The sequence below is a fragment of the Novosphingobium sp. EMRT-2 genome (genome assembly GCF_005145025.1).
Lineage (GTDB): Bacteria > Pseudomonadota > Alphaproteobacteria > Sphingomonadales > Sphingomonadaceae > Novosphingobium.
Genome location: NZ_CP039695.1, coordinates 1544412 through 1570018, shown reverse-complemented (window position 1 = coordinate 1570018; position 25607 = coordinate 1544412). Strand labels below are relative to the sequence as shown.

Sequence of the window (25607 nt, the reverse complement as noted above, 5' to 3'; positions counted from 1 at the left end):
AGATCCCAGCGTGCGCGGGGATGACGGAAGAACGAGATGAGCAGCTATCGCATTCAGGGCGCAACGGGGGAATGGGAGGTCGTGATCGGCCTCGAAGTCCATGCGCAGGTCACGTCCAACGCCAAGCTGTTCTCGGGATCGGCCACGGCCTTCGGGGCCGAGCCGAACAGCCAGGTCAGCCTCGTTGACGCTGCGATGCCGGGGATGCTGCCGGTGCCCAACCGCGAATGCATCCGCCAGGCGGTGCGCACGGGCATGGCGATCAACGCGCAGATCAACAGATGGTCGCGCTTCGACCGCAAGAACTACTTCTACGCGGACCTGCCGCAGGGCTACCAGATCAGCCAGCTCTATCACCCGCTGGTGGGCGAGGGCACGATCGAGATCCAGCTCGACGACAAGGACCCCGAAAGCACCAAGACCATCGGCATCGAGCGCATCCACGTGGAGCAGGATGCGGGCAAGCTGATGCACGATCAGCACCCGACGATGTCCTACGTGGACTTGAATCGCTCGGGCGTGGCGCTGATGGAGATCGTCAGCCGGCCCGACATGCGCTCGCCGGCGGAGGCGGGGGCCTATCTCACCAAGCTGCGCACGATCCTGCGCTATGTCGGATCGTGCGACGGCAACATGGATCAGGGCTCGATGCGCGCCGACGTCAACGTCTCGGTGCGCAAGCCCGGCGAGCCGTTCGGCACGCGCACCGAGACCAAGAACGTCAATTCGGTGCGTTTCGTCATGCAGGCGATCGAGCACGAGGCGAACCGCCAGGTCGATGTGCTGGAGAGCGGCGGCAAGATCGTGCAGGAAACGCGCCTGTTCGATCCGGACAGCGGCTCCACCCGCTCGATGCGGTCGAAGGAAGACGCGCACGATTACCGCTACTTCCCCGATCCGGACCTGCTGCCGCTGGAACTGGACGATGCGTTTCTGGAGGAATGCCGCGCCAGCCTGCCCGAACTGCCGGACGCCAAGCGCCACCGCTACGAAACCGTGCTGGGCCTGTCCCCCTACAACGCCGGCGTGCTGACCGCCGACGTGGAAACCGCGCGCTGGTTCGAGAAGCTGCTGGCCGAAAGCGCGGGCAAGCAGGGCAAGGGCGAAGCCGACGTGGCGAAGCAGGCGGCCAACTGGCTGACCTCCGAACTGTTCGGCGCGCTCAACAAGCTGGGCCGGGGCCTTGAGGATTCGCCGGTCAGCCCCGAAGGCGCGGCCGAACTGCTGGCCCTGGTGGGCGATGGCACGATTTCCGGCTCGATCGCCAAGCAGGTGCTCGAAAAGATGCTGGAGACGGGCGACGGCGCGGCGGCGATCGTCGAGCGCGAGGGCCTGAAGCAGACCAGCGACACCGGCGCGATCGAGGCGGTGGTGGACAAGGTGCTGGCCGACAATGCCGACAAGGTCGAACAGTACCGCGGCGGCAAGGAAGCGCTATTCGGCTTCTTCGTGGGCCAGACGATGAAGGCCATGCAGGGCAAGGCCAACCCGCAGATGGTCAACGAACTGCTGAAGAAGAAGCTGGGGTAACGCTCCGGCCCGCGCTGCGCGGGCCGGAACCCATCAATCAGGATTTGGCCGGCGTGCGTGGCGCCTTGCGTTCGTTGTTGGCGTATTCCTGGAAGTTCTTCTTGAACACGGAGACCAGCTCGTCGAGCGCGGCCACGGCGTCTTCACCTTCCTTGGGTGGAAACAGTTTCAGGCCGTTGCCGCCCCAGGCCTTGTATTCGAAGGCGATCTTCTCGCCGGCCCCGAAATCGCGAACCATGAACAGGGTTCGCAGCGAACGACCGTAAATGGCGGCTTTCTGGTAGGAGACGTCAGCCACGATCAGCTCGGAATAGCACTTGCTTGGCGATTCCCCGCGCCGTGTCTTGACCGAGTTCATGGTGTGGCGGTCGACCGGTTGCGAATGCGTGATGATCGTGGTGCCGGGCGTCAGCTTCAGTTCCGTCCGCAGATCCAGCGCCTGCAGCGCATCCAGCTGGCTCGGACTGTCGAGGGCGCTGGCCAGCAGCGTGCGGTTGGTGGCATCCCGGTTGCCGTGAATCGCCGCATCCAGCAAGCCTCCGCCCAGCAGGCCGGTCGTCATCGAGGTCATTCGTTGCGCGGGCCAGATATGCAGTTCGCACCCATCCGCCGCGACATCAGCAGGGGGATGCGCAATGACCTCGACCGGAGCCGGAGCGGGTTGAGCCGTGGCGGTCTGATCCGGCGCGACCGCCGCCGGGGTAGTCGCCGACCCCTGTTCCTGTGCGCAGGCGTGCTGCACGCTGCCGGCAAGCAGCATCGTTCCGAGCACAAGGCCTGGATATTTCATTCGTACCCCCTCTTATCCTGGTTCGGTCAATGTTTGCGCTTCGGCGGGGCGGCCAGCATCCTGCCGAAATCGGTCAGGCTTTTGCCAAAGGCCGCAGACAGTTCGGCGACAGCATCCGCGGGGTCCGCATCGCTTTTTGCCGGCGGGAACTGGTTGAGTTTCTCGGTCGCAATCGTGCCGAACGAGCGGGTCGGCGTATCGCCGGCGTCAAATCTGCGGAAGCGCACGAGCGTCTTGAGATAGGCACCGCTGAAGACATCTGCCTGAAAGAAGACGTCATCGATGGCGAGTTCCGCGTAGCAGGGGGGACTGTTCGCGAGAATGCGGCCAACGGTGCCACGCAACACGCGGCTTTCCAGCGGCTGATCGTGCAGCACCGTCCGGAAGCCGAGCAAGCCGAGGATGGCTGGCAGATCCTGGCTGTTCAGGATTTCCACCTGTCGCGCGGTGGTCAACGGCTGATCAGGCAGTTTCGGATACCCCGGACGGCCCTGCACGGAGCCATCGACGATGCCGCCATGTACCCAGCCATAATAGGTAGAGCGCAACGGGCCGGATGGCCACACATGCAATTCACAAGGGGCGGCGGCGGTGTCGGCGGTGCTGTCTGCCGCGTACGCCGCATTCTGCGGCGCCAAAACGGCCGCCAAGGCCCATAAAATCGTCCGCATCGTCGAACCCCCTGCAACGCCCAGTATACCTGTGGGGGAAAGCCAACAATGCCGATTTTACTTACCGCGTTTGCCGCGCATTACGCTGATTGGCACCATCTTCACGACGACGCGGATGGACGCAAGTTGCGCCCATCCGCGTAAGGAATCGTGGTGCCTTCGTTCAGGCGCGCGTCCCGTTCATCGGGAAGGTGCCGAACATGCCGGCGGTGACCGAACCGGTCAGCGTATCGCCATCGACGGTGGCCTTGCAGTCCAGCGTCATCGGCATCGGCACGGTCATCTTCATCTGCCAGGTCAGCGTGTTGCCATCGACCTTGCCGTTTTCCACCGCCATCGTGCCGGTGGGGCCGGCGTTGCTGCCGGTGAAGGTATCGCCGCTGACTTCGACGGTGAACTTGCTCGACTGATCGCCCATCGGCGTCTTGGTCACGCAATCATAGGTACCGGCAACAGACATGGTTCTCTCCCGTTAACGGCCCGCCGGCAAGCGCCGGCGACGCCCTTTCATTTGCTACCTACATTGCTGTCAATAGCAAGCGATTCGACTGGCAGGCCCAACGCTTCCAGTTGTGGCCGCACCTTGGCTGCATCGCCCACCACCACATAGACCAGCTTGTCGGCCGAGATTGCGGCGCGGGCGGCGGCGTCCGCCTGCTGCGCGGTCATGCTGCCATAGCGGCCGGCGAGCGTTTCGTAGTAGTTGTCGGGCCGCTTGTTTTCGATGATCGAACTCACGCCATCGAGTACCGAGCGCGAGGTTTCGAACATGCCGGGCAGTTCACGCGCGCTGCCGCTGGTAGACCACTTGATCTCGTCGGCGGTGACGCCCTTCGCGCCGAGGAAGCTGGTGAGTTCCTTGCGCAGTTCGGCAATGGCGGGGCCGGTCTGGTCGGTCTGCACCGGCGCGATGATGCGGAAGGGGACGCGGTCTTCCCGGTCGACCACGCCGCTCGACACGCCATAGGACCAGCCCTTGGTTTCGCGCAGGTTGGTGTTGATGCGTGAGAGGAAGTTGCCGCCGAAGATGTCGTTGGCGGTGCGCAGCGCCAGCAAGTCGTCGGTGCCCTTCGCGTCCAGCACTTCGCCCGTCATGATGACGGATTGAGGGGAGGCGGGCCGGTCTATCAGGATGATGCGCGGCTTCTGGACGGGAACCGGCACCGCGAAGTTCTTGACCGGGGCGGGTTCGGCCGGCGCTTTCCAGGCGCCGAAGCTCTTTTCCAGCAGTTTGGTGACTTCGGCCAGCGTGGTATCGCCGACCACGAAGACGCTGGCGGTATCCGGGCGGAACCACCGCTTGTGGAACGTGGCCAGATCATCGCGCGAGAGGCGCGCGACGACGGCCGGATCGCCGGTTCCGGTGGCGGGAATGCCATAGGGGTGCTGCGGCCCGTAGAGCGTGGGGTAAAGCACCCGGAACGCCAGCGACGTGGGGTCCTTCATCTCGCCGCTGATCGCCGTGAGTTGCTGGGCACGCACGCGCTCGAGTTCGCGGGTATCCAGCGCCGGATGCTGGATATAGTCCGCCAGCAACCCCAGTGAGGCAGCGAGATTGGGCGTAACCGCATCGAGCTGGAACGACGTGGTATCGGGGTTCGCGCTTCCCGAGATGCTGGCGCCCAGCCGTTCGCGTGCTCGCGCGAACGCCGAGGAATCGAGCGTGGTCGTGCCTTCGTTCATCAGCTTGAGCAGCAGCGCTTCGGTGCCGAGCGCGTTCTTGGGATCGGCGGCATAGCCGGCGTCGAAGCTCACGCGCACCGATACCGCCGGCACGTCGGCGCGACGGGCGAAATAGACCTTCATCCCGTTGGGCAGGGTGGCGCGTTCGATCTTTGGGAACACCAGCGGGCTGAGCTGCCCCACGGGGGGAAGCTCCGACCGGTCGGGCGCGCTTACGCCCGCGCCCGATGCCGAACCATCCGCAAAGCGCGGATCGCGCCAGAAGGCGGGGCGGGCGGACGGGCTCTTGGGATCGGTCAGGAAACCGCCACGGTGTTCGCCGCCTTCGGTGCGCGTTCCCGGTTCCACGGTCAGCGCGAATGTGGGACGCGAAAGCCATTTCCGGGTCACGTCGCGCACCTGCGCGGGCGTGAGCGCGGCGGCGGCGTTCAGTTCCTTGCGATAGGCGCCGGCATCGCGCTGGTAGAGCAGGCCTTCGGCCAGCGTCGGCGCCTTGCCGTTGCCGCCGCCCACCGATTCCAGCGCGCGGATCTGCCCGGCGGCGAAGGTCGTCGCGGCGCGTTCCAGTTCGTCCTGCGTCGGCCCTTGGGCAAGGAACCGCGCCACTTCGGCATCGAGCGCGGCGCTGACCTTCGCCGGATCGGTGCCGGGCTTCACGTCGGCAAAGACCTCGAACTGCCCGCCCTGCGCGAAGATCGAGGTACTCGCCGAGACCGCGACGGCAAGCTGCTGCTGCCGGACGAGCGCGTCATCGAGCCGCGAGCTGGCAAGCCCGCCAAGAACCGCGCCCGCCATCTGCAGCGGCAGGTATTCCGGGTTGTCGAGGCCGGGGATCGTCCAGACGCGGTAGATGCGGGTGGTGGCGATCTGATCCTTGATCGTCTTGCTGACCGGCGCGGGCAACGTGGGCACCGGCACGGACACCGGCTGCACCGCCGGGCCGGCGGGAATGGCGCCGAACCATCTGGCGACCTTGGCCTTGGCCGTGGCGAGATTGATGTCGCCCGCCAGCACGAGGATGGCGTTGTTCGGGCCGTAGTGGTCGCGGAACCAGCCTTTGACGTCTTCGAGCGAGGCCGAGTTCAGGTCGTCCATCGAGCCGATGGTGGAATGGTGATAGGGATGGCCCGAGGGATAGAGCGTCTCCAGCTCCTCGTACTCGACCATGCCGAACGGCTGGTTATCGCCCTGCCGCTTCTCGTTCTGAACGACGCTGCGCTGGTTATCGAGCTTTTCCTGGGTGACCGCGCCCAGCAGGTAGCCCATGCGGTCGCTTTCCAGCATCAGCGTGCGGTCGAGCGCGGCCGTCGGCACGGTCTCGAAATAGTTGGTGCGGTCGAACCACGTCGTGCCGTTCATGTCGGTCGCGCCGACCTGCTGCAGCGGTTCGAAGAAATCGCCGGGCGCATGTTCGGACCCGTTGAACATCAGGTGTTCGAACAAGTGGGCGAAGCCGGTCTTGCCCTTCGGTTCGTTCTTGGAGCCGACCGCGTACCACACCGAAACCGCCACCACCGGCGCTTTGCGGTCGGTACTGACCAGCACGCGCAGGCCGTTTGGCAGGGTGAAGCTTTCGTAGGGAATGTTCACCCGGCTGACGAGATCGGCGACGGGGGCGGGCTTGGTTGCCTCGGGCGGTGCCGGTTGCGCCGCGAGCGCCGGCTGCGCTCCGGCGAAGGCGAGAGCGGCGGCGATGGCGGTGGCCAGGGCGGAGGTGGAGACGAACGGCGAAGCGGAAGGCATGCGGATCATGGGTTATCCTACAGGAGACTCTGTATCCTTTGTAACCGTTTCAGAAACCGAAGCCATACAGAAGCTGAACGGCGTTCGACGAACGACGTGTCCGTTCGTCGAACGCCGCTTGCAAACTTGCATACGCGAAAGGCCGGCCCACGCGGGATGCGTGCGGACCGGCCTTCGGGATGCCTTGCGCCGTAGCGCGCGGATCAGAACTTCACGTTGATTTCAGCGCCCCAGGTGCGCGGATCGTTGAAGAAGCCGCTGATGCCGGCGGCGGCGCTGCCGGTCTTGTAGAACAGGTGCTGTTCGTTGAACAGGTTGCGCGCCCAAAACGCCACCGTCACCTTCGCACCGTTCGCTTCCATGGGAATGTCGGCCAGCGCGATGCGCCCGTTGAACACCAGCGCCGAGTCACCCTTGACCTGTGCGTAACGCACCGCGCGGGTGACATTGTCATAGTTGGAGTCGGTATAGTTGGCGTAGAAGCCGGAATCGTAGTTGCCGTCGAGGTGCAGTTTCAGCATCGCGCCGCCGGCCGTCACTTCGCGTTCGTAGTCGATCGATCCGCTGGCCGAATGCTTCGGCGTGTAAACCTGGTAGATCGGCACCGGCGTCGTGATCAGCACGCCGCCGGTCTGCGGGAACGGGTTGACCGTCGGCGGGATGTGCACGCTGTTGTAGGCGTAGCTCGCCGACAGGGTCAGACCATCCAGCGGCATCAGCAGCAGTTCGGCTTCCACGCCCTTCAGGCGGCCGGTGCCGGGCGCGTTGACGACGTCGGTCGTGGTGCGGGTGGTCAGCTGCGGCACGCCGTTGACGGTATCGACATAGAGGCCGCTGAAGTCGAGCTGGATGCTCTTGTAGGTGCCGGTGTAGGCGGCGATGTTGAACCGGGCATGGCGGTCGAAGAATTCGGTTTTCGCGCCGATTTCGAACATCGACACCTTTTCCGGATCGAACGCGCGGTACGTCAGCGAGCGCGAGCTGGCGCCGCCGGAGCGATAGCCGGTGCTCCACTTGCCGTAGAAGTGCAGGTCACGCGACGCATCGAACGCCAGGTTCACCAGCGGATCGACGCGCGACCAGCTGCGATTGAGCGCGATCGGGCCGACCACGTTGACGCCGTTGACCGGGATCGACGGCGCGGCGCCGTTGATGGTGAACAGCGAACCTTCCTTCTTGTCGCGCGTCCAGCGGGCGCCGACCGTCAGGTGCACCATGTCTTCCAGCACGGGCGGGGTGTAGGTCGCCTGGCCATAAACGCCGATGCTAGTGGTTTTGACGTGGCTGGCGCGCTGCGTCACATAGCGGCAGCTTGAAACCAGTGCCTGATCGCAGATGGTATAGGCGGTGCCGGCCGCGTTGGTGAACATCAGCGTGTTGGGCGCCTGCGCGCTGTCTTCCACGCGTTCTTGGTAATAGAGCCCGCCGGCCTGGTACTTCAGCCGCGGCACTTCGCCGATCACCTGCACTTCCTGGCTGAACTGGTTCTGCCGGAACGGCGCGAGGCTGTAACGGCCGAAGGCGAAGTTCTGGAAGCTGGTGACCGAGGTGGGGCGCTGCATGCTGGTGGCCACGGACCCGTTGTCGAACTGGCTTTGCGTCATTTCGCGGTAGCTGGTGATCGACCGGAAGGTCAGGTTCGGCGTGGCGATGTATTCCAGGCCGAGCCGCCCGCCTTCGGCCTTGCCCACGCTCGCCTGCTGCGGCGCGCCGACCACGGCGGTGGAGGCGCGGTCGGGCTGCAGGATCAACAGCGGAGAGAGAATGTTGGCCGGAACCGCCGCCGATCCCGAGGCGGAAACGGGCAGGCCGAGCGGCGCCGAAATCTGCTGCATGTACAGCGTACTGGTCGCGTCGTAGCTGTTGTCGTACGACAGGTCGGCGCTGAAATTGCTGACCGGCTTCCACAGCGCTTCCACGTGCACGCCGTGCTTGTCATACGAGTTGAAGCCCAGCTGGCCCGGCATCGGGTTCTTCACGAAGGGATTGCGGCGGGCGATCACGCCATCGACCTTCAGGCTGATGTTCGAGAACTCCGGCAGATCGACGTGCACTTCGCCCTTGTACGAGCCATAGTTGCCGACCCCGGCCGTCGCGTTCAGCTTGAACTGGCCGCTGGGCTTCTTGGTCACGATGTTGACCGCGCCGCCCATGGTGTTGCGGCCGAACAGCGTGCCCTGCGGGCCTTTCAGGACTTCGATGTTCTCGACATCGAACAGCGCGGTGCCAAGGCCCTGCGCGCGGCCCATGTACACGCCATCGACATAGACGCCCACGCCCTGATCGCGCGCGGGCTGGTTCGAATCGGACAGCACGCCCACGCCGCGGATGTTGACGATCAGCGCGCCGGGGCGCGAGAAGAACGGAGCGACCTTCAGCGAAGGAATGGCGCCGTCACCCAGATCGAGCAGCGAGGTGACGTGGCGGTCGGTAAGGCTCTGGCTGGTGAGGACCGAAATCGCGATCGGCGTTTCCTGCAGGTTTTCCCGGCGTTTCTGCGCGGTCACCACGATCTCGGAAAGCTGCCCGCCGCCACCCGGCGCCTCGGCGTCCGGGCTTTGCGCATCGGCGGCCGGCGCGGCCTGGTCGTCCGGCGCGGCGAGCGCCGGCGTGGCCAGCATGGTGGCCAGCACAAGGCAAGAGGCGCGCAGCGCCAGGCGCGGTTGGAATGCGATCATGTTTGTCCCCCTGGGTTTGAACCGCCCGACCCGATCGGGCTTCCGGGCGGCACCTAGGGGGCGCAGGTTGCAGTTCGGCGCAGGTCCGGTGACGGTGGCGTGACCGGCTTGTTGCGATGCAGCAATTCGGGGTGGGTCAGGGCGGGTTAACGCGTTGGGGGGGTGGGGTATTTCTCGGGAGGGGCGAGGAGCTCAAAAGGATAGATGCAATGGATAAGTGACCACTAATATCGCCCGGTAAGCCACCCCTCATCTACTACTTCCTTGCGGAAACGAACGAGGCTATCGTTGTTATGCTCGATGCAAACGTCCTTCTTCCGGATCAGTGCGGAGAAATCTGCTCGCGGGTTAGTAATGCCTTTTTCGATCCTTCTGGCGAGGTAATGATGGTACTGCCATGCCAACATGTCAGCCGCTTGAAGGGGGAGTGCAAAACGCTTGTCTATGAAGTTATGGCTTACATAGCGGTGCTTTTGTTTGGCACTGTCGCTCTTAAGTAGCGCATCCCTGATGTATCGGGCAGCCTCTGCCTCTGAGGCATGACCGGCCTCAAAGACATATGCGATGTATCCCGCGAAGTTAGTCCTTTCTACCCAGCGCCGAATAATGGTGAAGCAACCTTGGAGGGCAAAGGTGTACGCGCTTGGGGCATTATTCTCAATTCCGACAATTTCGGTATAAGCTCTAGGATCAACTGATACGCCAAAACCAAATATAGTTCGTCGCTTGATATGCTCAATCAGCGCAGATTGAACAGTGATCCTCTCATCTTTACACATTGCCTTGTAATGACCATTGCCAGTTGCGCAGTCAGTTTGATGAGCAAACGGCAGCCCATGCTTCGACAGGACCTTTTCCCAGTCCCGGGAAAACCGGCGCGCTTGTTCCCGTTTGAACATATATCCCGCGACCGTAAGCATGGGCGAACCATCATGCGTTCCGCTCTCATCCACGTATGCTTCAGCAAAGATCACAGCGTACCTCTCGAGGGGTATGGAAAGCTCTTTTAGCCACATGAAGGTGCCAGCGTCATAGCGCTAGATAGGATCATAGAGATTGTCGTTGGACCCAAAGGCGGGATCAGCCGAGATAAGCCGATCCGCAGTCTATCGGCGTAGTCATAAGGCACCTTACATTAGGCGGGATAACCGAGTCGGCGGCTCGCATCTTCCCGGTAAGGAACTGGGACAGACCTTACAGTTCCCGGCTAGAGCGTCCGCGTCTAACTGCCTTCTCAGAAGTGCCTCAGAGGCCAATATTGCCCATGTGCCGTGTCGGCGGTAATTGGCATTCGGCACGAGCATCGACTACCCTCATCAGGTGAGGGTTCGGCATGGACGTAAGGTCGGGGAGCGTGCCGCAAACCATAACATGGTGATCGGGAAAAGCCTGCCCTTCATTGTGGTAAGCCCTGCGTTGATGTCCGGCCGAAACCCGCCTACATTGTCACGCGATGCGTTCACCGTGGCGCCCGGCCGATAACCGGGAACGGCTTCGGACGTTGGCGCGGGGGCGCATCATCGATGCTGCGGACAGGCTCACCGCTTCAATCGACCGACAACCGGGAATTGTTTCGGACGTTGGCTCGGGGACTCCCCTTCCTGCTTCGCTATCCGCTTGAACAACTGTACCACGCCGGGTTCGGTCATGCCGATTTTACGCGCGATCTTCGCGTAGCTATCCCCTTGGGCGCGATAGTGCCGTGCGCGCAGATCGCGGGCAATCGGTATGCGCAGCACGCCAAACCCGAGGGCCTCCCATAGTTTCAGCGCCGCTTCATATCCGATAGCCTTGGCAATCCGATTTTCTTCGGTCATCTGCACTGGCAGATACAGGCGGGTTCCGCCGAACGCTTCCACCAGCGCAATAACTTCCATTGCCGACAGAACGGCCGTCAGATCGATATGGTTGTTGTCATGCTTGGGCATGGTGGCTCCGCTCAAATTGAAAGGGCTTGCTCGCGGCGGTAACGGCCGAACCGATCAGCCTGCGTCGATTGCCGCCCAGGCTGCGCCGAACTCGCGCTTGAAGGCGTCGCGCAATCCCTGTTCGAGATCGAGCAGGGCCAGGATTTCCGAGGGCACGGGGTTGCCGTCCTGGTCGCGCAGCGCGTGATGGCAATTGAATACCAACCCATCGGTCGGCTGCGCCTGGTCACCGGACAGAAAGGCGAACGTGACTTCGGTAAGCGTCCACGACGCCGTGCGGTCATCTTCCCGGACCGTTCCGACGATTGGGTTGACGAAATAGCAGGTCACGCTTGAAAGCTGGGGCATGTAAATCTCCTGTCAGTCGAGCCAGGGCGAAACGAGCAGTTCGGCGCTGTCGAACCACGGATTGCTGCTGCCATCGGCGGCAAGCTGGTTTTTCAGGAGGCGGCGGGCGTCCCCTTCGAGATCGGTGGGAACGAGCAAATGCGTCCCCCTGATGCCGAGCTTGCGGCCTTGATCCCCGCGCATTTTGGCCATCGTCGAGCGGGCGTTCTCATAGGTCGCGGGCGACAATGCCTGCTTGGATGCGTAGGCCAACTGCCACAGCCCGAAGCCGACATTGCAGCGACCGCGAACACCGTATTGGTATTCGTCCTGGACAAAGACGTTATCGTCGCCGTCCCGATCCCGCCTTTGCAGCGCAAAGGGAATGCGCTCCTGATAAATGAACGGGCGGATCGCGCGCGAGAGGTCGAGGAGATACCACGCGGTGCCAGCGCCGCCCTGAAAATTGGAAACGCTGGAAACCGTGACGCCGTCCGCGCCAACCACCGGATGGTCGGTGTCGAAGAAATACTGCCCATCGTAACAGTTGGTCGTGAAGCCGGATTGCACCAGGGCGGCAAACAGTTCGTCAGGAAATTCGGCGGCGCGGCGGCCAAGGTCTTCGAACAGAGGCGAAAATGCGCCTACCTTATCATCCTCGATACTGGTGCGAGGCACCGCGACGCTCGATTCGAACGTCTTGTTAGAGATGCTGAAACCGTGAAGTTCCAGATTGTGAAGAACGCGCGCGCCGATCCACTCCCGGATGCTGGGCAGTTGGCCCAGCCATGCATAGACCTCTTCACTGCCGGATGAGTTCGTCATCATGCAGATTTGATCGTAGATCGGCTTTGCGCCAGCGAAGCCGGCATTGAACTTGGTATTGAAACCAATGTTGAGCTTGGCGAGGTTTTCCGGCGTTACCAGCACTGCGACGTTCCCTTTCGATAGCGGAAGCGATCGGCGGTGCGGGCTGTCGCCGCAGCTCGAAACCGCCGATCGCTACGCACCGAACCGAATGCCGGGATTGGAGACGGGACCCGATCCGGCGCGCGCCACCAGTATCGGAGCAAAGGCAGCGCGTTGCCTCCTGACGCAGGTCAGGGCGTGCGCGTCTTCAGGATGAAAGGTCGTCGAACAAAGACGGCTGATCGGTATCGCGTTGCGCACGAAGCAGGCGATAGATGTGCCGTTCGGTGTAGCTTGTTTCCAACGCGATCTGGCTGATTGTCAATGCCCCTCGCGAGCGCAGTTGCCGCACGCGCTCGCGCCGGGCCGCTTGCTTGGGTATATCCAAACTGCCGCCGCCTGCCCATGCGGCCAGGCGATCGGCGTCTTCACGGCCAAGGGCGGCACAAATCGGGTGATGTTCGCCAATCTGGCGAGGAACATAAAGGCGGACGCCACCAAAGCGCGTCGCCAATTTCATGGCAAGCTCATCGCCAACCGCGCCGGCCAGCGTCGTCAAGGCATCGTCACCGGGCAGTTCCCGCGCGGTCATCGTTTCCGCCTGGGCTTCGATAGACCCAAACGCGCGCGCAACTGGACCACATAGTAGTAGGCCAAACCAACTTCGACGGCGATTTGTTTGACGGGGACGCCGGCCAGACTGAGGCGGATGATTTCCGCGCGACGACGGCCGGCGACTGTAGCGTCTATCCCTCGCAAACCGGCGATGATCTTCTGGATTTCGAGGCTGTCGGCCATCGGATGCGCCAGCAGCAGCTTCTCGAAATCACGCTCCTTTGCGGCTTCCAGTTCCTGCTTTACGCGAGCGTCCATGCTGTCCAGCATGTCCAGGACACGTTGCATCTTCTGAAAGTCTGGATCGAGTTCCGGTGCATTTCGACGCGCCATTGCGGTCAGTTCCTTATGCCGATGACAAGTTGGTCAATCCGGGTCGCCAGTTCGGCGCGGCCGATCGTCAGCCGTGCTTTCAAGCGAGGCCGCGCGCGCGTTGGCGGTTGCAACGCCAGCACGCCAGCGGCGGCAAAAAGATGAAATTCCTGTTCTATCCCCTCCTCGAACATGAACAGGTGCGCGGTATGCTCAGCCAGAATCCGAATGAACCACGCATTCGCACCGTGAGGACGGTACTGGTCGAGCGTTTCCAGAATGAACCTGCGATGCAGATTACGCGTCGCACGCAAGCCAGCGGAAAACGCGGCGTGCGCCTCCTCATGCGACAGAGGTGGGGTGTGCCCGCAGGCTGGGCACGCCGTAGATTGGATTTGAGAAGGGCTAAGAGGTGGGGTGCGCACTTCTTTCGGGGTTGGATGCGGGAGGGCGGTGCGGCGGCGCTCTTGGCGCGGCTCAAGGGAAATTGACATGAGCCACCTCTCCCAGATCGCACACGGCTGGCTCCAAAGCATCCAGCCACCGGCCCATCTGGCCCAAATATGCCAGCAGGGCATTGAGCGCGGATGCGATGCGGTCCACGTGCTCAAGGGTATCTTCTCCAGGCTCAAGAACCTGATCTTGGATCATCAGGATTAGGTCAGCCGCGTTGGAGAGACCCAAGTCGAGGTCATTGAAAATTGACTTCGGATCATTTCTCTTATGCTCGCCAGTGTGGAAATGGCGGGCAACAGTGTTGTTGACGTATCCCATGTCGATAACTCCTGGTTGCCATAAAATATGGTTAACGAAGTCGGGTATGCGGACGGGAGAAAAACCTATTTGAATACCTGCCGCTGACCTATAACCGATCCGGACGATCGCGCGGGTAATCGGTTGGTGTCCTTAAATTCTGTCCGGATGAAGAACTGAATTTATGATATCGGCTGAAATAGGGCCTTCTCCTGCCCTTCGCCGGCAGGATGACAGCTTGCGTTCGGCCTGGCGCAGGTCGCGGGCGATGCGGGGTTTGCTGAAATAGGTTAGAAACGCCTCTATGGCGGATTTTTCGATGACGCCGCGAGACTGAGCGAAGGTCGCAAGATCGGCGTCGCTCACATGTGCGTAGGTCAGTGGGACCTCGAATAGCAACCTGCTGCGCACAGCGCCGGAAATCACGCTTTCGCCACCAAGACTTTCCGCCAGGGCAAACTCGTTATTGCCGACAAATATCAACCCAACCGGGAACGGTGTTGTTCCTCGATCCGAATCGTTCCAAAAGCGCAACGCTTCAATGGCCTCTCGGGACAGATACTGCGCTTCATCGAAAATGAACGTGAATGCTGGTGCCGATCCACTTTCATAATAGCGAGGATAGTCGAATAGTTCCGTCAGGTGCGTGTAGATCATCTGGCGCAGCGTCCAGGTCGAGTTTGAAATTTGGGTCCCGGCCGGGAGATCACGAAGGCCGCGGAGCGCTTCCACGACACGCTTCATGACATCGCCGTAGGTTGCGCCACGCTTGTGGGCACCCGGTTCTACCTTGATCACAAGGCACTCAAATTCATGATCGCGCGCGAACGCGTCGATTGCGGTGGTCTTGCCGATCCCCCAAGGGCCAGAGATGACGGAAATGCCTCGCTCTTCGTGCGTGATCGTCATCCGGGCGAGCAACTGCCTGGCTATCGACGTATCGACGAAAGGCAGGGCGTCAGGTTTTTGCGCGTCGAGATGCAATGTATCCCTCCAAAAATTCGGTTTCTTCCCACTGCTGCGCAATCAAGCGTTGCACGTCGCTGGGCTGACGTTCGCGCCGCTGTTCCGCCTTGATCCTTGCACCGGCAAAGTTCTCGGCTTCGCTGGAGAGCATCACATCGATGAGCGGAGCGGGAGCGGCTCGCGTCGGTAGCTTCGTGATCCGATCACGCATGTTGGCGGTTGGATCGACTGCATTGGCCCCGGATTTCATGCGCCGGATCGCCTGATTGTGGCGCTTCTGCATCCGACCGGCTTCTATCGCACCGTCAACGGCACCGGGCAGGTGGAGCATTTCCGGTTCGAGCGCGACCCAGCCGATATCGGGCAGGTTCGCGAGCGGCCATGCCGCGCGTCGATATGGCTTGACCACCTGCACGCGGCGTCCGGCGAACGCGGCCAACTCGCTATGCCGGAACCGCTCGTTGCCGATGGTGATCGCGCCGCGGTCGATCTTGCGTTGCCCGAGCTGCTTGGCGAATGCGCAGTCCAGGGCGAGGCGGTTGACGCGGACGGGGCACCAGCCGTTATCCAGGTGCCCATGATAGACTTCCATCGGGCTTCTGCCCTTGAATGGGCCACTGCCGATCGGCATCGCGTGAAAATCGGCCAGGCGGAGGAAGAACTCTTCCTCGAATTGCTCGATCGATCCGCCATAAGGCTTGGCCTTCTGGCCCATGCGGTGGATTTTCTTGTCCATCCGGTTGGAACCCGTGTAGCCGTCCATGAGCGACGTTATTTGCTGGTCAATGACGGAGAACTTGCTTTCGATAGGCTTGGAGGCACCGGAATAGGGTTTCGCGTGGATGATGACCTGCGCGTCTTCGTCCGCGATCATCTTGAGTGCTTCGCGGATCAGATCGAAATGCTTATATTCCGAGCCGTTGTCGCAATATAGCTGTTGCGGGAAGCCCCAGTCGGGATGATCCACCATATCAAGAAAGGCATCGGTCACATGCTCCTGGCGCACCCCTTCGCCTTGCGGCAACAGGATGATGCGACCGAACAGGCGATGCGTGCCGGTATCCATGAAGCCGATGAGCTTGGGATATGCCAACGTACCGTCCGCCCGCATGAGCACGCAGTCCAGCGGCTTCACGTCCATGACTACCTGCTCCATGGGCTTGAACCGCCTGTTGTCACGCCGAATGCGCGGTTTGGCGTCGTCGTGCCGCTTGGCGTCGTGCTTCATCACGTCCACCGCGCGATGGAAGCGCAGTTCTTCGATGCGGCGTCGTGAAATGTCGAAAGCGGTGGCCGGCAGATCGAAGCCGCGCGTCATGCACTCCCGGCGCAACGAAGTCAGCACTTCCAGGCGGACACGCTTCCAGCCAGCCCTCTGGACGGGCGATTGCCACCAGCCGGCGATTTCTCGCGTGAGCCAGGCGCTCAGTTGTTCCAGATCGGCCTGGGTATGTCCGGCGGCGCGGAAGCGCTTGTCGAATGCGCGCGATACCCAAACCCGCTTTCGGTCGGCATTTTCAGGGCGTTTCCGACCGAGCGCGTCCAAATCCCAACCATGCGTTTCGCAGCGTTGCACCCAACGTTGGATGGTGCGCTCGTTCTCGCCGTGATGCCGTGCCGCATCCCGGATAGCCACGGCCCGTTCTGGAGTACCTTTTGCGGTCTCCATCACAAGACGAAGCACCGCATAGCGCTTCGTCTCGGTTGCGCCCTGGTTCAGCGCCGCGATGAACTTGGGAAGCGGCGGCGTTACGTGTGCCACGATGGCATACGTATCATCGTTTGGTGAGAGGTCTCTGAAAGCCCTCTGAAGAGGTTCTGGCAGGCTGCTTAGAAGGACTTCGTAGCGAAGGCCAGATTTGCCACCATGACCCAGTTCAGTGCGGACTACGAGTTGAACACCCCGCCATGTTCGTCCACCAATTCCGCGAATCAACGCCGCCGTTGCTTTGCGCCGCGAAATGCCCGCTGCTGCTGCGAGGCTGCTCGTGCCGATCCAGTTCTCGTTAGGCATGGTCGGGCATCCTGCTAGCCGCGTTGATGAGGCGGCTCCGCAGTTCCTTGGCTCGCGGCCCATTCGTTAGGCCGCGCAAAACCCTATGTGCGTGCGCGTGATCCACACCGTGGTTCCGGCACCAAGAGGCCAGGCTCGTGCGGTGAAGAATGAACCCTCCCCGCACTTGAAGAAGTAGGCTATCGCTCCCCGCAGGAACGGCGTTGGTCTTCATCGCTGTACTCATCTCGTTGTGTGACATGTCACATGCCGTGATGAGTGTGACATGTCAACATGGTGATGAGCGACGACGTTGATAAACTTCGCGTAGCCGTTGGCGCGCAGACCGATCTTGACCTAGCGGCGAAGCTAGGACTGGATCGCTCAACTATTGCGCAGTGGCGGCGTCGTGGCCAAGTGCCTGTTCGCTATCGCGATTTGGTTCGTCTACCGGATCGCGTTGCAATCGACCGCTATGTTCGAAGCGCGGATCGCCGAGGTATCTACGGCGACGGTGTTGGGCGCTTTCTCTTGAGCGCAGCATTGGCCAATATTCCGCCCGATGCGATGAATTTCGATGAATCTCTCAGCCCACCAGATTTGGGTTGGGCACGTGAAGCACGCGTGCTCAGCGTAGTTCGAGAAATAGTACGGGTATGCGAGGCGCTATTCGGCAGACCAAGATGCGAAAATGAGGCTGAATATCTTCAGCTAATGAGTGCGCTTGAATCACCCGACGTTCGCACTGGCATCAACTTGGCGCTGATACGAGGATATGGGCCGGTAGGAGAGGGGCACCGGGAAAGCGATGGTCCTGAATAGGTCCTCAACAGGGTCCTCAATGGTTCTCCAATCGCGCCAGACTCTATCGGAAACGGCGGAAATTGGCGATTTCGGTATTGAGGACCCTCGGATCATAGAGATTGTCGTCGCCACCCCTGCCTTCTGGCCGATTTCTGCCATTTTTTAGGCTTTTGCGGCAACATTGGGGACCCGACTGGGGAGGTTCCCCAATGCCAATCTCTATGATCCGCTCCAGCGCTCATCTAGCCCCCGTCCGCATTTGGATGCGTGAAACATGTCAGCGCCCGAAAATTTGACCCATGTCCTTGTGTTGCCCAAACGCAACACTATCTCTGGCGCAACAGGAGGACATTAGACCCCATGAACCTCGAGAAATTCACCGATCGTGCCAAGGGCTTCCTTCAGGCGGCCCAGACCGTTGCCATCCGCATGAACCATCAGCGGATCACGCCGGATCATATCCTGAAAGCCCTGCTGGAAGACGGCGAGGGCATGGCCTCCGGGCTGATCCAGCGCGCCGGCGGCAATGCCGCGCTGGCCCAGGCCGAAGTCGACAAGGCGCTGGCGAAGATCGCCGCCGTGTCCGGCTCCGGCGCGCAGCAGACGCCGGGCCTCGACAACGATGCCGTGCGCGTGCTCGATCAGGCCGAGCAGATCGCCGCCAAGTCGGGCGACAGCTTCGTCACCGTAGAGCGGATGCTGGTGGCGCTGACGCTGGCGACCACCACGGCGGCGGGGCAGGCGCTCAAGGCCGCGGGCGTCACCGCGCCGGCGCTGGAAGCGGCGATCACCCAGTTGCGCGGCGGCCGCACGGCCGACAGCGCCGGGGCGGAAAACGCCTATGAGGCGATGAAGAAGTACGCGCGCGATCTCACCGAGGCGGCGCGCGAGGGCAAGCTTGATCCGGTGATCGGCCGCGACGAGGAAATCCGCCGCACCGTGCAGATTCTCGCCCGGCGCACCAAGAACAACCCGGCGCTGATCGGCGAACCCGGCGTGGGCAAGACCGCGATCGCGGAAGGCCTGGCGCTGCGCATCGCCAATGGCGACGTGCCGGAATCGCTGCGCGACCGGCGGCTGATGGCGCTCGACATGGGTGCGCTGATCGCCGGGGCGAAGTATCGCGGCGAGTTCGAGGAACGGCTCAAGGCGGTGCTGGACGAGGTGAAGGGCGCCGAGGGCGAGATCATCCTGTTCATCGACGAGATGCACACGCTGATCGGCGCGGGCAAGACCGATGGCGCGATGGACGCTTCCAACCTGCTCAAGCCGGCGCTGGCGCGGGGTGAACTGCACTGCATCGGCGCGACCACGCTCGACGAGTACCAGAAGTACATCGAGAAGGACCCCGCGCTGCAGCGGCGGTTCCAGCCGGTGTTCGTGGGCGAGCCGACCGTGGAGGACACGATCAGCATCCTGCGCGGCATCAAGGACAAGTACGAGCTGCACCACGGCGTGCGCATCGCCGACAACGCGATCGTCGCCGCGGCCACGCTGTCCAACCGCTACATCTCCGACCGCTTCCTGCCGGACAAGGCCATCGACCTGATGGACGAGGCCGCCAGCCGCATCCGCATGGAAGTGGAATCGAAGCCCGAGGAGATCGAGAAGCTCGACCGCCGCATCATCCAGCTCAAGATCGAGGAAATGGCGCTCGCCAAGGAAAGCGACACGGCCTCGAAGGACCGGCTGGAGAACCTGCGCGAGGAGCTGGCCAACCTGGAGCAGCAGTCGTCCGAACTGACGACGCGCTGGCAGAACGAGCGCGACAAGATCGCCGCCGAGGGCAAGATCAAGGAGGCGCTGGACGCCGCGCGGATGGAACTGGAGCAGGCGCAGCGCCAGGGCGATCTCGCCAAGGCGGGCGAGCTGGCCTATGGCCGCATTCCCGAGCTGGAGAAGCAGCTGGCTGACGCGCATACCCAGTCCGAGAACGCGCTGCTGCGTGAGGAAGTGACGGCCGAGGATATCGCCGCCGTGGTCAGCAAGTGGACCGGCGTGCCGGTCGACAAGATGATGGAAGGCGAGCGTGAGAAGCTGCTCCACATGGAGGAGGAGCTTGGCCGCCGCGTGATCGGGCAGAAGGACGCGGTCGTGGCCGTGTCCAAGGCGGTGCGCCGCGCCCGCGCGGGGTTGCAGGACCCGAACCGGCCGCTCGGCTCGTTCCTGTTCCTTGGCCCCACCGGCGTCGGCAAGACCGAGCTGACCAAGGCGCTCGCCGGCTTCCTGTTCGACGACGACAGCGCGATGGTGCGCATCGACATGAGCGAGTTCATGGAGAAGCACTCCGTCAGCCGCCTGATCGGCGCGCCTCCGGGCTATGTTGGTTATGATGAAGGCGGTGTTCTTACCGAAGCGGTTCGCAGGCGGCCTTACCAGGTCGTGCTGTTCGACGAGGTTGAGAAAGCGCACAACGACGTGTTCAACGTGCTGCTGCAGGTGCTGGACGATGGCCGGCTGACCGACGGGCAGGGGCGCGTGGTGGATTTCACCAACACGCTGATCATCCTGACCTCGAACCTCGGCAGCCAGTACCTCGCCAACCTTGAGGAAGGGCAGGACGTCACCTCGGTCGAACCGCAGGTGATGGAAGTGGTGCGCGGGCACTTCCGGCCGGAATTCTTGAACCGGCTGGACGAGATCATCCTGTTCCACCGCCTGGGCCAGGAGCACATGGCGCCGATCGTCGACATCCAGGTGGCGCGCGTGGCCGGGCTGCTCAAGGACCGCAAGATCGCGATCGACCTCACCGACGCCGCCAAGCGCTGGCTGGGCCGGGTGGGCTACGATCCGGTCTATGGCGCAAGGCCGCTCAAGCGCGCGGTGCAGCGTTATCTGCAGGACCCGCTGGCCGAGAAACTGCTGGGCGGCGAGATTCCGGACGGCAGCACCGTGCGGATCGACGAAGGCGATGGCGCGCTGAACTTCAGCGTGTCCTGACCCGCGGCCGGTCCCGGCGCGAACACAGCCGCCCTCTCCCGTTTACCGGGAGGGGGCGGTTTCGCATTGGAACGTCCATTCTTGCGCTATTTCATGGAGATGTAACGCGGAAAGAGAATTGACGGCGGCGTCTTCCATCGCCTCATTCGGCACAGGGCGGTGTTTTAAGACCGGGGGATTCGATGTTCTACAAGCGCTGGCTTGCCGGGGCGGCAACCACGATCATGCTTGCGGTCGGGGCGCCGCTCCTCGCACAAACGGATGCCGCGCCGGCCGCGCAGTCCCGCCCCCCGCGCATCGAAACCAGCGTGCTGGCCAACCAGCCGTTCATGCGCAATCCCAAGCTCTCGCCCGATGGTACGCGCATTGTCGCCCGGCTGAATGTCGCCGGCAAGGATTGCATCGGGGTCATCAAGATCGGCGAGAACAATCCCCGGGTCATGGCCCTTGGGAACGATTACGATCTCAACTGGTATCGCTGGGCCGGAAACGGCACGATCCTGATAAGCATGGGCAAATCGGTGCCCTGGGACGGCGACGATGCCTGGCAGACGCGGCTGGTGGCGTTCGACATCACCACCGGCAAGACCCGCTTCATCGGCGGCCGGGAGGAAGGGCTGGTCGGCGATGACGTGCTCTGGATCGATCCCGAAGGGCAGTCGATCCTGCTGGCCTATCAGAGCACGATCTATGACTACCCCTCCGTGTTCAGCATCGAGCTTGCGACCAACAAACAGAAGCAGGTCGTTCCCTCCCGCACTGACATCTGGGACTGGTATGCCGATGACAAGGGCGTGGTGCGGGCCGGCTTCGGCTGGTCGGGAGAGCGCTGGACGATGATCTACCGCCCGAACGCCACGGAATCGTTCCATACGGTGGTGAAGGCCAAACAGGGGGATGAGGACGCCGGTTTCGACGCGTTCCGCATCTATCAGGGCAGCGATCTCGGCTACCGGATCATGAACAACGAGGCGACCGGGCGCTACGCGCTCTACCGCTTCAACTTCGCCACGCGCGAACGGGGCGAACTGATCCTCGACAACGTGTCGAACGACATCGACGATTTCGATACCACGCCCGATGGCGCGAACCTGCTGGCCGCATGGTACACCGACGACAAGCCCCGGGTGCACTGGTTCGACAAGGGGATGCACGATGTGCAGGACGCGATCGACAAGGCGGTCGGCGATATGCAGGCGTCGATCGTTTCGCGCAGCCGCGACGATTCCGTGCTGATGGTCCACCTCGGGTCGTCCAGTAACGCTGGGCAATACTATTTGTACGGGCAGGACGCCGGCAAGATGATGCTTCTGGCACGCGTGAACGAAAAGCTGCGTTCCGCCGACCTCGTGCCGACCCGCTATGTGCATTACAAGGCGCGTGACGGTCTTGATGTGCCCGCCTATCTCACCCTGCCGGCCGGGCGGGACCCGAAGAACCTGCCGCTGGTGATCCTGCCGCACGGCGGGCCTTACGATGTCCGTGACGATGGCACGTTCGATCCCGAGGTGCAGTTCCTGGCCAATCGCGGCTATGCGGTGCTCCAGCCTGAATTCCGCGGCTCGGGCGGTTATGGTAAGGCGTTCTACGAGAAGGGCGAGGGCCAGTGGGGCCGGGCCATGCAGGACGATCTCGATGACGGGATGGACTGGCTGGCCAGGGACGGCACGATCGATCCCAAGCGGGTGTGCCTGGTCGGTGCTTCCTATGGCGGCTATGCCGCGCTGTGGGGCGCCGCGCGAAATCCCGAACGGTATCGTTGCGCAGCCAGTTTCGCCGGCATCTCGGACCTGCCGCGCCAGCTCAAGTTCCAGATCGCGTTCAAGGTCAGCAAGCGGTATCGCAAGGACTGGCGGCGGACCGTGCAGGGTGAGGAAACGTTCGACCTCAAGACCGTATCGCCGCTGTTCACGCTGGATCGCCTGCGGGTGCCGGTGCTGATGATGCACGGAACCGAGGACCAGCGCGTGCCCTTCAAGCAGTCGAAACTGTTTGCCGACGCGCTCAAGCTCTCCGGCAAACCCTATGAGTTCTACACGCTGGAAGGCGAAGGCCATGGCTTTTCCACCAGCGCCAACATGCAGCAATGGCTGGACCGGCTCGACGTGTTCCTGGCGAAGTACAACCCCGCGGACTGAACGCGCGCCGGTGCTTTGCTCTACTGGCCCTTGCGCGGCTGGCGCCCTGCCAGATCGGCCTCGCTGAGGCCGAGCAGCTGGGCAAGCCGTGCGCGTTCCGTCGCTGTCAGGTCGCTATAGCGGCGCGGCTTGGGCAGGTTGGCGGTGGCGGCGGTCATCTTCTGGACCATCGCCGGCATCTGGCGCATGATCTGCGGCAGCAGCGCCTGCATCCGGCCCATGACGGCCGGGTCCATGAACAGTGTCATCGAATTGCTGGCATATTCCCTGCCCGTGGGCGTGGCGAAAAAGCGGTTCATCTCGTCGAGCTGGGCGGCGGAGAAACGGCGGGCATAGGCTTCGGCCAGCCCTGCGCGCATGTCCGGCTCGAACTGGGTCATCATCGTGGTCATCTCGTCGCGCATCACCGCCATGGAAAGATCCGTGCGCTGGCGGAAGGCGGGATCAAGAATGGCCATGACTTCGGCGATGGTGCCCTTGCCGACCTTGGCCGCTTCCTCGGGCTTCAGGCCCGCCAGGCCGACAAGATCGCGCATCGGCAGCGCGGTCATGCTGTCGACCGATTGCCGGACGATGCCGTCCATCGTGCCGTTCATGATCTTGGCATACGTGCCGGCCGGGAAGATGTGGTCGACCGTGGCGGTGGCGGCCTGTAGCCGCGCGGGATCGACGGGCGGCAGAGCGGGGCTTGCGCTCGCTGCGGGCGCGGGGCTTTCCTGCGCGATGGCGGCGGCGGGAGAGAGCAACAGCGCTGCGGCAACGGTAGCGCGAAGAAGTGCGGACATCGGGGTCTCCGGATCGGGGCGGCCCCGCGTTAGCGCATTCGCGTGACACCATGAAGCGCGGATTGCGCCGGTATGCCTATGCCCCCAGCAGATGAAGAACCACCCTGCGCGGGTGCGGCGCCCGGCGGTGTTCGACCAGGTAGATGCCCTGCCATGTGCCCAGCACGGGGCGCCCGCCCGCAACCGGGATCGACAGCGAAACGCCGGTCAGGATTGCCTTGAGGTGCGCCGGCATGTCGTCCGGCCCTTCGTCGTCGTGCGCGTACCCAGCGTTCTCGGGCGCGAGCCGGTCGAGCCAGCGGACCACGTCGCCGCGCACTTCGGGCGCGGCACTTTCCTGGATGCATAGCGAGGCCGAGGTATGCCGGCAGAACACGGTCAGCAGCCCGGTCTCGATCCCCTGCGCGGCGACCCAGCCCGTGACTTCGGGCGTGATTTCGTGAAGGCCGCGACCCGGCGTGGGAACGGCAAGTTCGGTCAGGGATTGGCGCATCGCGGTTTTCATCGCACCGGCTGGCCTTGCTGTCGAGCCGGTGTAGGATAAGACCGCCCTTCCGGAGTGATCCCATGACCGCCACGCGCCTTGAATCCGACAGTATTGGCGAAATCGCCGTCCCCGCATCCGCTTACTGGGGCGCGCAGACCCAGCGCAGCGTCGAGAATTTCCCTTTCGGTATGCAGGAAAGGATGCCGCTGGGCATCGTGCGCGCGCTGGCGCTGGTCAAGCAGGCGGCGGCGCGGGTGAACCGGCGTCACGGGCTGGATGCCGGACTGGCCGACGCGATCGGCACGGCGGCGGGCGAAGTGATCGCGGGCCGGCACGACGATCAGTTTCCTCTGGTCATCTGGCAGACCGGCAGCGGTACGCAATCGAACATGAACGTCAACGAGGTGATCGCCGGGCGCGCCAACGAGATCCTGACGGGAACGCGCGGCGGCAAGAGCCCGGTCCATCCCAACGATCACGTCAATCGCGGGCAGTCGTCCAACGACAGCTTTCCGACCGCCTTGCATATCGCGGCGGTGCAGGCGCTCAACGATGACCTGATCCCCGCGCTCGACCGGCTGTGCGGCGCGCTGACGGTCAAGGCGGAGGCGTGGCAGGGCATCGTCAAGATCGGCCGCACGCATCTGCAGGACGCCACGCCGCTAACGCTGGGGCAGGAGTTTTCGGGCTATGTCCAGCAGTTGCGCGATGCCTATCGCCGCCTGCGCGATGCGGAGGCCTTTCTGCTTCGCCTGGCGCAGGGCGGCACGGCCGTGGGCACGGGGTTGAACGCGCCCGAAGGGTTCGGCGCGGATTTCGCGGCCGAAGTCGCGGCGCTGACGGGCCGGCCATACGTGACCGCGCCCAACAAGTTCGAGGCGCTGGCGTCGAACGATGCGCTGGTGCAGTTTTCGGCCACGCTGGCCACGCTGGCGGTGGCGCTGACCAAGATCGCCAACGACATCCGCCTGCTCGGCTCCGGACCGCGTTCGGGCCTCGGCGAACTGGACTTGCCGGCCAACGAGCCGGGCAGTTCGATCATGCCGGGCAAGGTCAACCCCACGCAGTGCGAGATGCTGACGATGGTGTCCGCGCAGGTGATCGGCAACCATCAGGCGGTGACGGTTGGGGGCTTGCAGGGCCATCTCGAACTCAACGTGTTCAAGCCGCTGATCGGCGCGGCCGTGCTGCGGTCCGTCCACCTGCTCGCGACGGGCATGGACAGCTTCGCGGAGCGCTGCGTCGAAGGCATCGCGCCGAATGCGGGCCGCATCGCCGAACTGGTCGAACGCTCGCTGATGCTGGTGACAGCGCTGGCGCCGGCGATCGGCTATGACAACGCCGCGAAGATCGCCAAGCACGCGCACGCACAGGGGTTGACCCTGCGCGAGGCGGGGCTGGCGCTGGGGCTGGTGGACGAAGCCACGTTCGACCGGCTGGTGCGCCCGGCCGACATGGTGTGATCGATCCTATTTGGATCGGACCGCCGGGCATGCAAACCTTTGGACGAGTGGCGCATCCCGGCTCGCCGCGCTAGAGCGCGGTCGGGGACTGC

Annotated in this window: 22 protein-coding genes; 5 read left to right on the top strand and 17 right to left on the bottom strand. The window is 63.1% G+C overall.

Going from position 1 to position 25607, the window contains the following annotated elements:
* Window positions 1-36 precede the first annotated feature (36 nt).
* Window positions 37-1530, top strand: a complete 1494-nt coding sequence (gene gatB / locus FA702_RS07710; protein ID WP_136955671.1) for an Asp-tRNA(Asn)/Glu-tRNA(Gln) amidotransferase subunit GatB — start codon at window positions 37-39, stop codon at window positions 1528-1530.
* 37 nt (window positions 1531-1567) lie between these two features.
* On the opposite strand, the gene FA702_RS07705 is transcribed toward gatB, so the two are convergent.
* The 15 genes from FA702_RS07705 to FA702_RS07635 all read right to left on the bottom strand — a co-directional run bounded on the left by FA702_RS07705 (window position 1568) and on the right by FA702_RS07635 (window position 16919).
* Window positions 1568-2320: a hypothetical protein gene (locus tag FA702_RS07705; RefSeq protein WP_136955670.1), complete on the bottom strand. Its 753-nt coding sequence runs from the start codon at window positions 2318-2320 to the stop codon at window positions 1568-1570.
* A 26-nt stretch (window positions 2321-2346) separates the two neighbouring features.
* Window positions 2347-2991, bottom strand: a complete 645-nt coding sequence (locus tag FA702_RS07700; RefSeq protein ID WP_136955669.1) for a hypothetical protein — start codon at window positions 2989-2991, stop codon at window positions 2347-2349.
* 163 nt (window positions 2992-3154) lie between these two features.
* Window positions 3155-3451 (bottom strand): hypothetical protein, encoded by a 297-nt coding sequence (locus tag FA702_RS07695; protein WP_136955668.1) that lies wholly within the window; start codon window positions 3449-3451, stop codon window positions 3155-3157.
* Window positions 3452-3498: 47 nt separating this feature from the next.
* The gene (locus tag FA702_RS07690; protein ID WP_210417625.1) at window positions 3499-6417 is read right to left on the bottom strand and encodes a pitrilysin family protein; all 2919 of its coding nucleotides are present in this window, start codon (window positions 6415-6417) and stop codon (window positions 3499-3501) included.
* A 203-nt stretch (window positions 6418-6620) separates the two neighbouring features.
* Window positions 6621-9095: a TonB-dependent receptor gene (locus tag FA702_RS07685; RefSeq protein ID WP_136955666.1), complete on the bottom strand. Its 2475-nt coding sequence runs from the start codon at window positions 9093-9095 to the stop codon at window positions 6621-6623.
* A 224-nt stretch (window positions 9096-9319) separates the two neighbouring features.
* Window positions 9320-10069 carry a DUF3800 domain-containing protein gene (locus tag FA702_RS07680; protein WP_168196025.1) on the bottom strand — a complete coding sequence of 250 codons (750 nt, stop codon included), beginning with the start codon at window positions 10067-10069 and terminating at the stop codon, window positions 9320-9322.
* A gap of 564 nt (window positions 10070-10633) precedes the next feature.
* Window positions 10634-11023, bottom strand: coding sequence for a hypothetical protein (locus FA702_RS07675; RefSeq protein ID WP_136955664.1), 390 nt, complete (start codon window positions 11021-11023; stop codon window positions 10634-10636).
* Between the two features lie 54 nt (window positions 11024-11077).
* Window positions 11078-11371, bottom strand: coding sequence for a hypothetical protein (locus tag FA702_RS07670; RefSeq protein WP_136955663.1), 294 nt, complete (start codon window positions 11369-11371; stop codon window positions 11078-11080).
* Window positions 11372-11383: 12 nt separating this feature from the next.
* Window positions 11384-12280, bottom strand: a complete 897-nt coding sequence (locus tag FA702_RS07665; RefSeq protein ID WP_136955662.1) for a Mu-like prophage major head subunit gpT family protein — start codon at window positions 12278-12280, stop codon at window positions 11384-11386.
* Window positions 12281-12467: 187 nt separating this feature from the next.
* Window positions 12468-12851: a hypothetical protein gene (locus FA702_RS07660; RefSeq protein WP_136955661.1), complete on the bottom strand. Its 384-nt coding sequence runs from the start codon at window positions 12849-12851 to the stop codon at window positions 12468-12470.
* Entirely contained in the window at window positions 12848-13207 is a 360-nt protein-coding gene (locus tag FA702_RS07655; protein WP_136955660.1) for a hypothetical protein, read from the bottom strand. Before FA702_RS07655 ends, FA702_RS07660 begins: the two co-directional genes overlap by 4 nt.
* Window positions 13208-13212: 5 nt before the next feature.
* The gene (locus FA702_RS07650; protein WP_136955659.1) at window positions 13213-13680 is read right to left on the bottom strand and encodes a hypothetical protein; all 468 of its coding nucleotides are present in this window, start codon (window positions 13678-13680) and stop codon (window positions 13213-13215) included.
* Window positions 13664-13960, bottom strand: coding sequence for a hypothetical protein (locus tag FA702_RS07645; protein ID WP_136955658.1), 297 nt, complete (start codon window positions 13958-13960; stop codon window positions 13664-13666). Before FA702_RS07645 ends, FA702_RS07650 begins: the two co-directional genes overlap by 17 nt.
* A gap of 132 nt (window positions 13961-14092) precedes the next feature.
* A complete protein-coding gene (locus FA702_RS07640) occupies window positions 14093-14923 on the bottom strand; it encodes an ATP-binding protein (protein WP_136955657.1) in 831 nt (276 codons plus the stop codon).
* A complete protein-coding gene (locus FA702_RS07635) occupies window positions 14898-16919 on the bottom strand; it encodes a hypothetical protein (protein WP_136955656.1) in 2022 nt (673 codons plus the stop codon). Before FA702_RS07635 ends, FA702_RS07640 begins: the two co-directional genes overlap by 26 nt.
* A 279-nt stretch (window positions 16920-17198) precedes the next feature.
* Between FA702_RS07635 and FA702_RS07630 the strand changes: the two genes are divergently transcribed.
* The 3 genes from FA702_RS07630 to FA702_RS07620 all read left to right on the top strand — a co-directional run bounded on the left by FA702_RS07630 (window position 17199) and on the right by FA702_RS07620 (window position 22780).
* Complete coding sequence (locus FA702_RS07630) at window positions 17199-17720, top strand: bacteriophage CI repressor (protein WP_136955655.1); 522 nt, start codon at window positions 17199-17201, stop codon at window positions 17718-17720.
* Window positions 17721-18062: 342 nt separating this feature from the next.
* Window positions 18063-20642: an ATP-dependent chaperone ClpB gene (gene clpB, locus FA702_RS07625; protein ID WP_125954799.1), complete on the top strand. Its 2580-nt coding sequence runs from the start codon at window positions 18063-18065 to the stop codon at window positions 20640-20642.
* A 182-nt stretch (window positions 20643-20824) separates the two neighbouring features.
* Window positions 20825-22780 carry a S9 family peptidase gene (locus FA702_RS07620; protein WP_136955654.1) on the top strand — a complete coding sequence of 652 codons (1956 nt, stop codon included), beginning with the start codon at window positions 20825-20827 and terminating at the stop codon, window positions 22778-22780.
* Between the two features lie 20 nt (window positions 22781-22800).
* Here the strand turns inward: FA702_RS07620 and FA702_RS07615 are convergent, their stop codons facing one another.
* Complete coding sequence (locus FA702_RS07615; protein ID WP_136955653.1) at window positions 22801-23565, bottom strand: DUF2059 domain-containing protein; 765 nt, start codon at window positions 23563-23565, stop codon at window positions 22801-22803.
* Window positions 23566-23641: 76 nt separating this feature from the next.
* The gene (locus tag FA702_RS07610) at window positions 23642-24058 is read right to left on the bottom strand and encodes a secondary thiamine-phosphate synthase enzyme YjbQ (protein WP_136955652.1); all 417 of its coding nucleotides are present in this window, start codon (window positions 24056-24058) and stop codon (window positions 23642-23644) included.
* A 74-nt stretch (window positions 24059-24132) separates the two neighbouring features.
* Here FA702_RS07610 and fumC point away from each other — a divergent pair, with 74 nt between their 5' ends.
* Window positions 24133-25515 (top strand): class II fumarate hydratase, encoded by a 1383-nt coding sequence (fumC, locus tag FA702_RS07605; protein WP_136955651.1) that lies wholly within the window; start codon window positions 24133-24135, stop codon window positions 25513-25515.
* The last annotated feature ends 92 nt before the right edge of the window (window positions 25516-25607 follow it).

Coding starts and splice junctions, on each gene's coding strand:
- gatB (WP_136955671.1), top strand. CDS start 37: ATGAGCAGCTATCGCATTCAGGGCGCAACGGGGGAATGGGAGGTCGTG.
- FA702_RS07705 (WP_136955670.1), bottom strand. CDS start 2,320: ATGAAATATCCAGGCCTTGTGCTCGGAACGATGCTGCTTGCCGGCAGC.
- FA702_RS07700 (WP_136955669.1), bottom strand. CDS start 2,991: ATGCGGACGATTTTATGGGCCTTGGCGGCCGTTTTGGCGCCGCAGAAT.
- FA702_RS07695 (WP_136955668.1), bottom strand. CDS start 3,451: ATGTCTGTTGCCGGTACCTATGATTGCGTGACCAAGACGCCGATGGGC.
- FA702_RS07690 (WP_210417625.1), bottom strand. CDS start 6,417: ATGCCTTCCGCTTCGCCGTTCGTCTCCACCTCCGCCCTGGCCACCGCC.
- FA702_RS07685 (WP_136955666.1), bottom strand. CDS start 9,095: ATGATCGCATTCCAACCGCGCCTGGCGCTGCGCGCCTCTTGCCTTGTG.
- FA702_RS07675 (WP_136955664.1), bottom strand. CDS start 11,023: ATGCCCAAGCATGACAACAACCATATCGATCTGACGGCCGTTCTGTCG.
- FA702_RS07670 (WP_136955663.1), bottom strand. CDS start 11,371: ATGCCCCAGCTTTCAAGCGTGACCTGCTATTTCGTCAACCCAATCGTC.
- FA702_RS07660 (WP_136955661.1), bottom strand. CDS start 12,851: ATGACCGCGCGGGAACTGCCCGGTGACGATGCCTTGACGACGCTGGCC.
- FA702_RS07655 (WP_136955660.1), bottom strand. CDS start 13,207: ATGGCGCGTCGAAATGCACCGGAACTCGATCCAGACTTTCAGAAGATG.
- FA702_RS07650 (WP_136955659.1), bottom strand. CDS start 13,680: ATGTCAATTTCCCTTGAGCCGCGCCAAGAGCGCCGCCGCACCGCCCTC.
- FA702_RS07645 (WP_136955658.1), bottom strand. CDS start 13,960: ATGGGATACGTCAACAACACTGTTGCCCGCCATTTCCACACTGGCGAG.
- FA702_RS07635 (WP_136955656.1), bottom strand. CDS start 16,919: ATGCCTAACGAGAACTGGATCGGCACGAGCAGCCTCGCAGCAGCAGCG.
- FA702_RS07630 (WP_136955655.1), top strand. CDS start 17,199: ATGAGCGACGACGTTGATAAACTTCGCGTAGCCGTTGGCGCGCAGACC.
- clpB (WP_125954799.1), top strand. CDS start 18,063: ATGAACCTCGAGAAATTCACCGATCGTGCCAAGGGCTTCCTTCAGGCG.
- FA702_RS07620 (WP_136955654.1), top strand. CDS start 20,825: ATGTTCTACAAGCGCTGGCTTGCCGGGGCGGCAACCACGATCATGCTT.
- FA702_RS07615 (WP_136955653.1), bottom strand. CDS start 23,565: ATGTCCGCACTTCTTCGCGCTACCGTTGCCGCAGCGCTGTTGCTCTCT.
- FA702_RS07610 (WP_136955652.1), bottom strand. CDS start 24,058: ATGCGCCAATCCCTGACCGAACTTGCCGTTCCCACGCCGGGTCGCGGC.
- fumC (WP_136955651.1), top strand. CDS start 24,133: ATGACCGCCACGCGCCTTGAATCCGACAGTATTGGCGAAATCGCCGTC.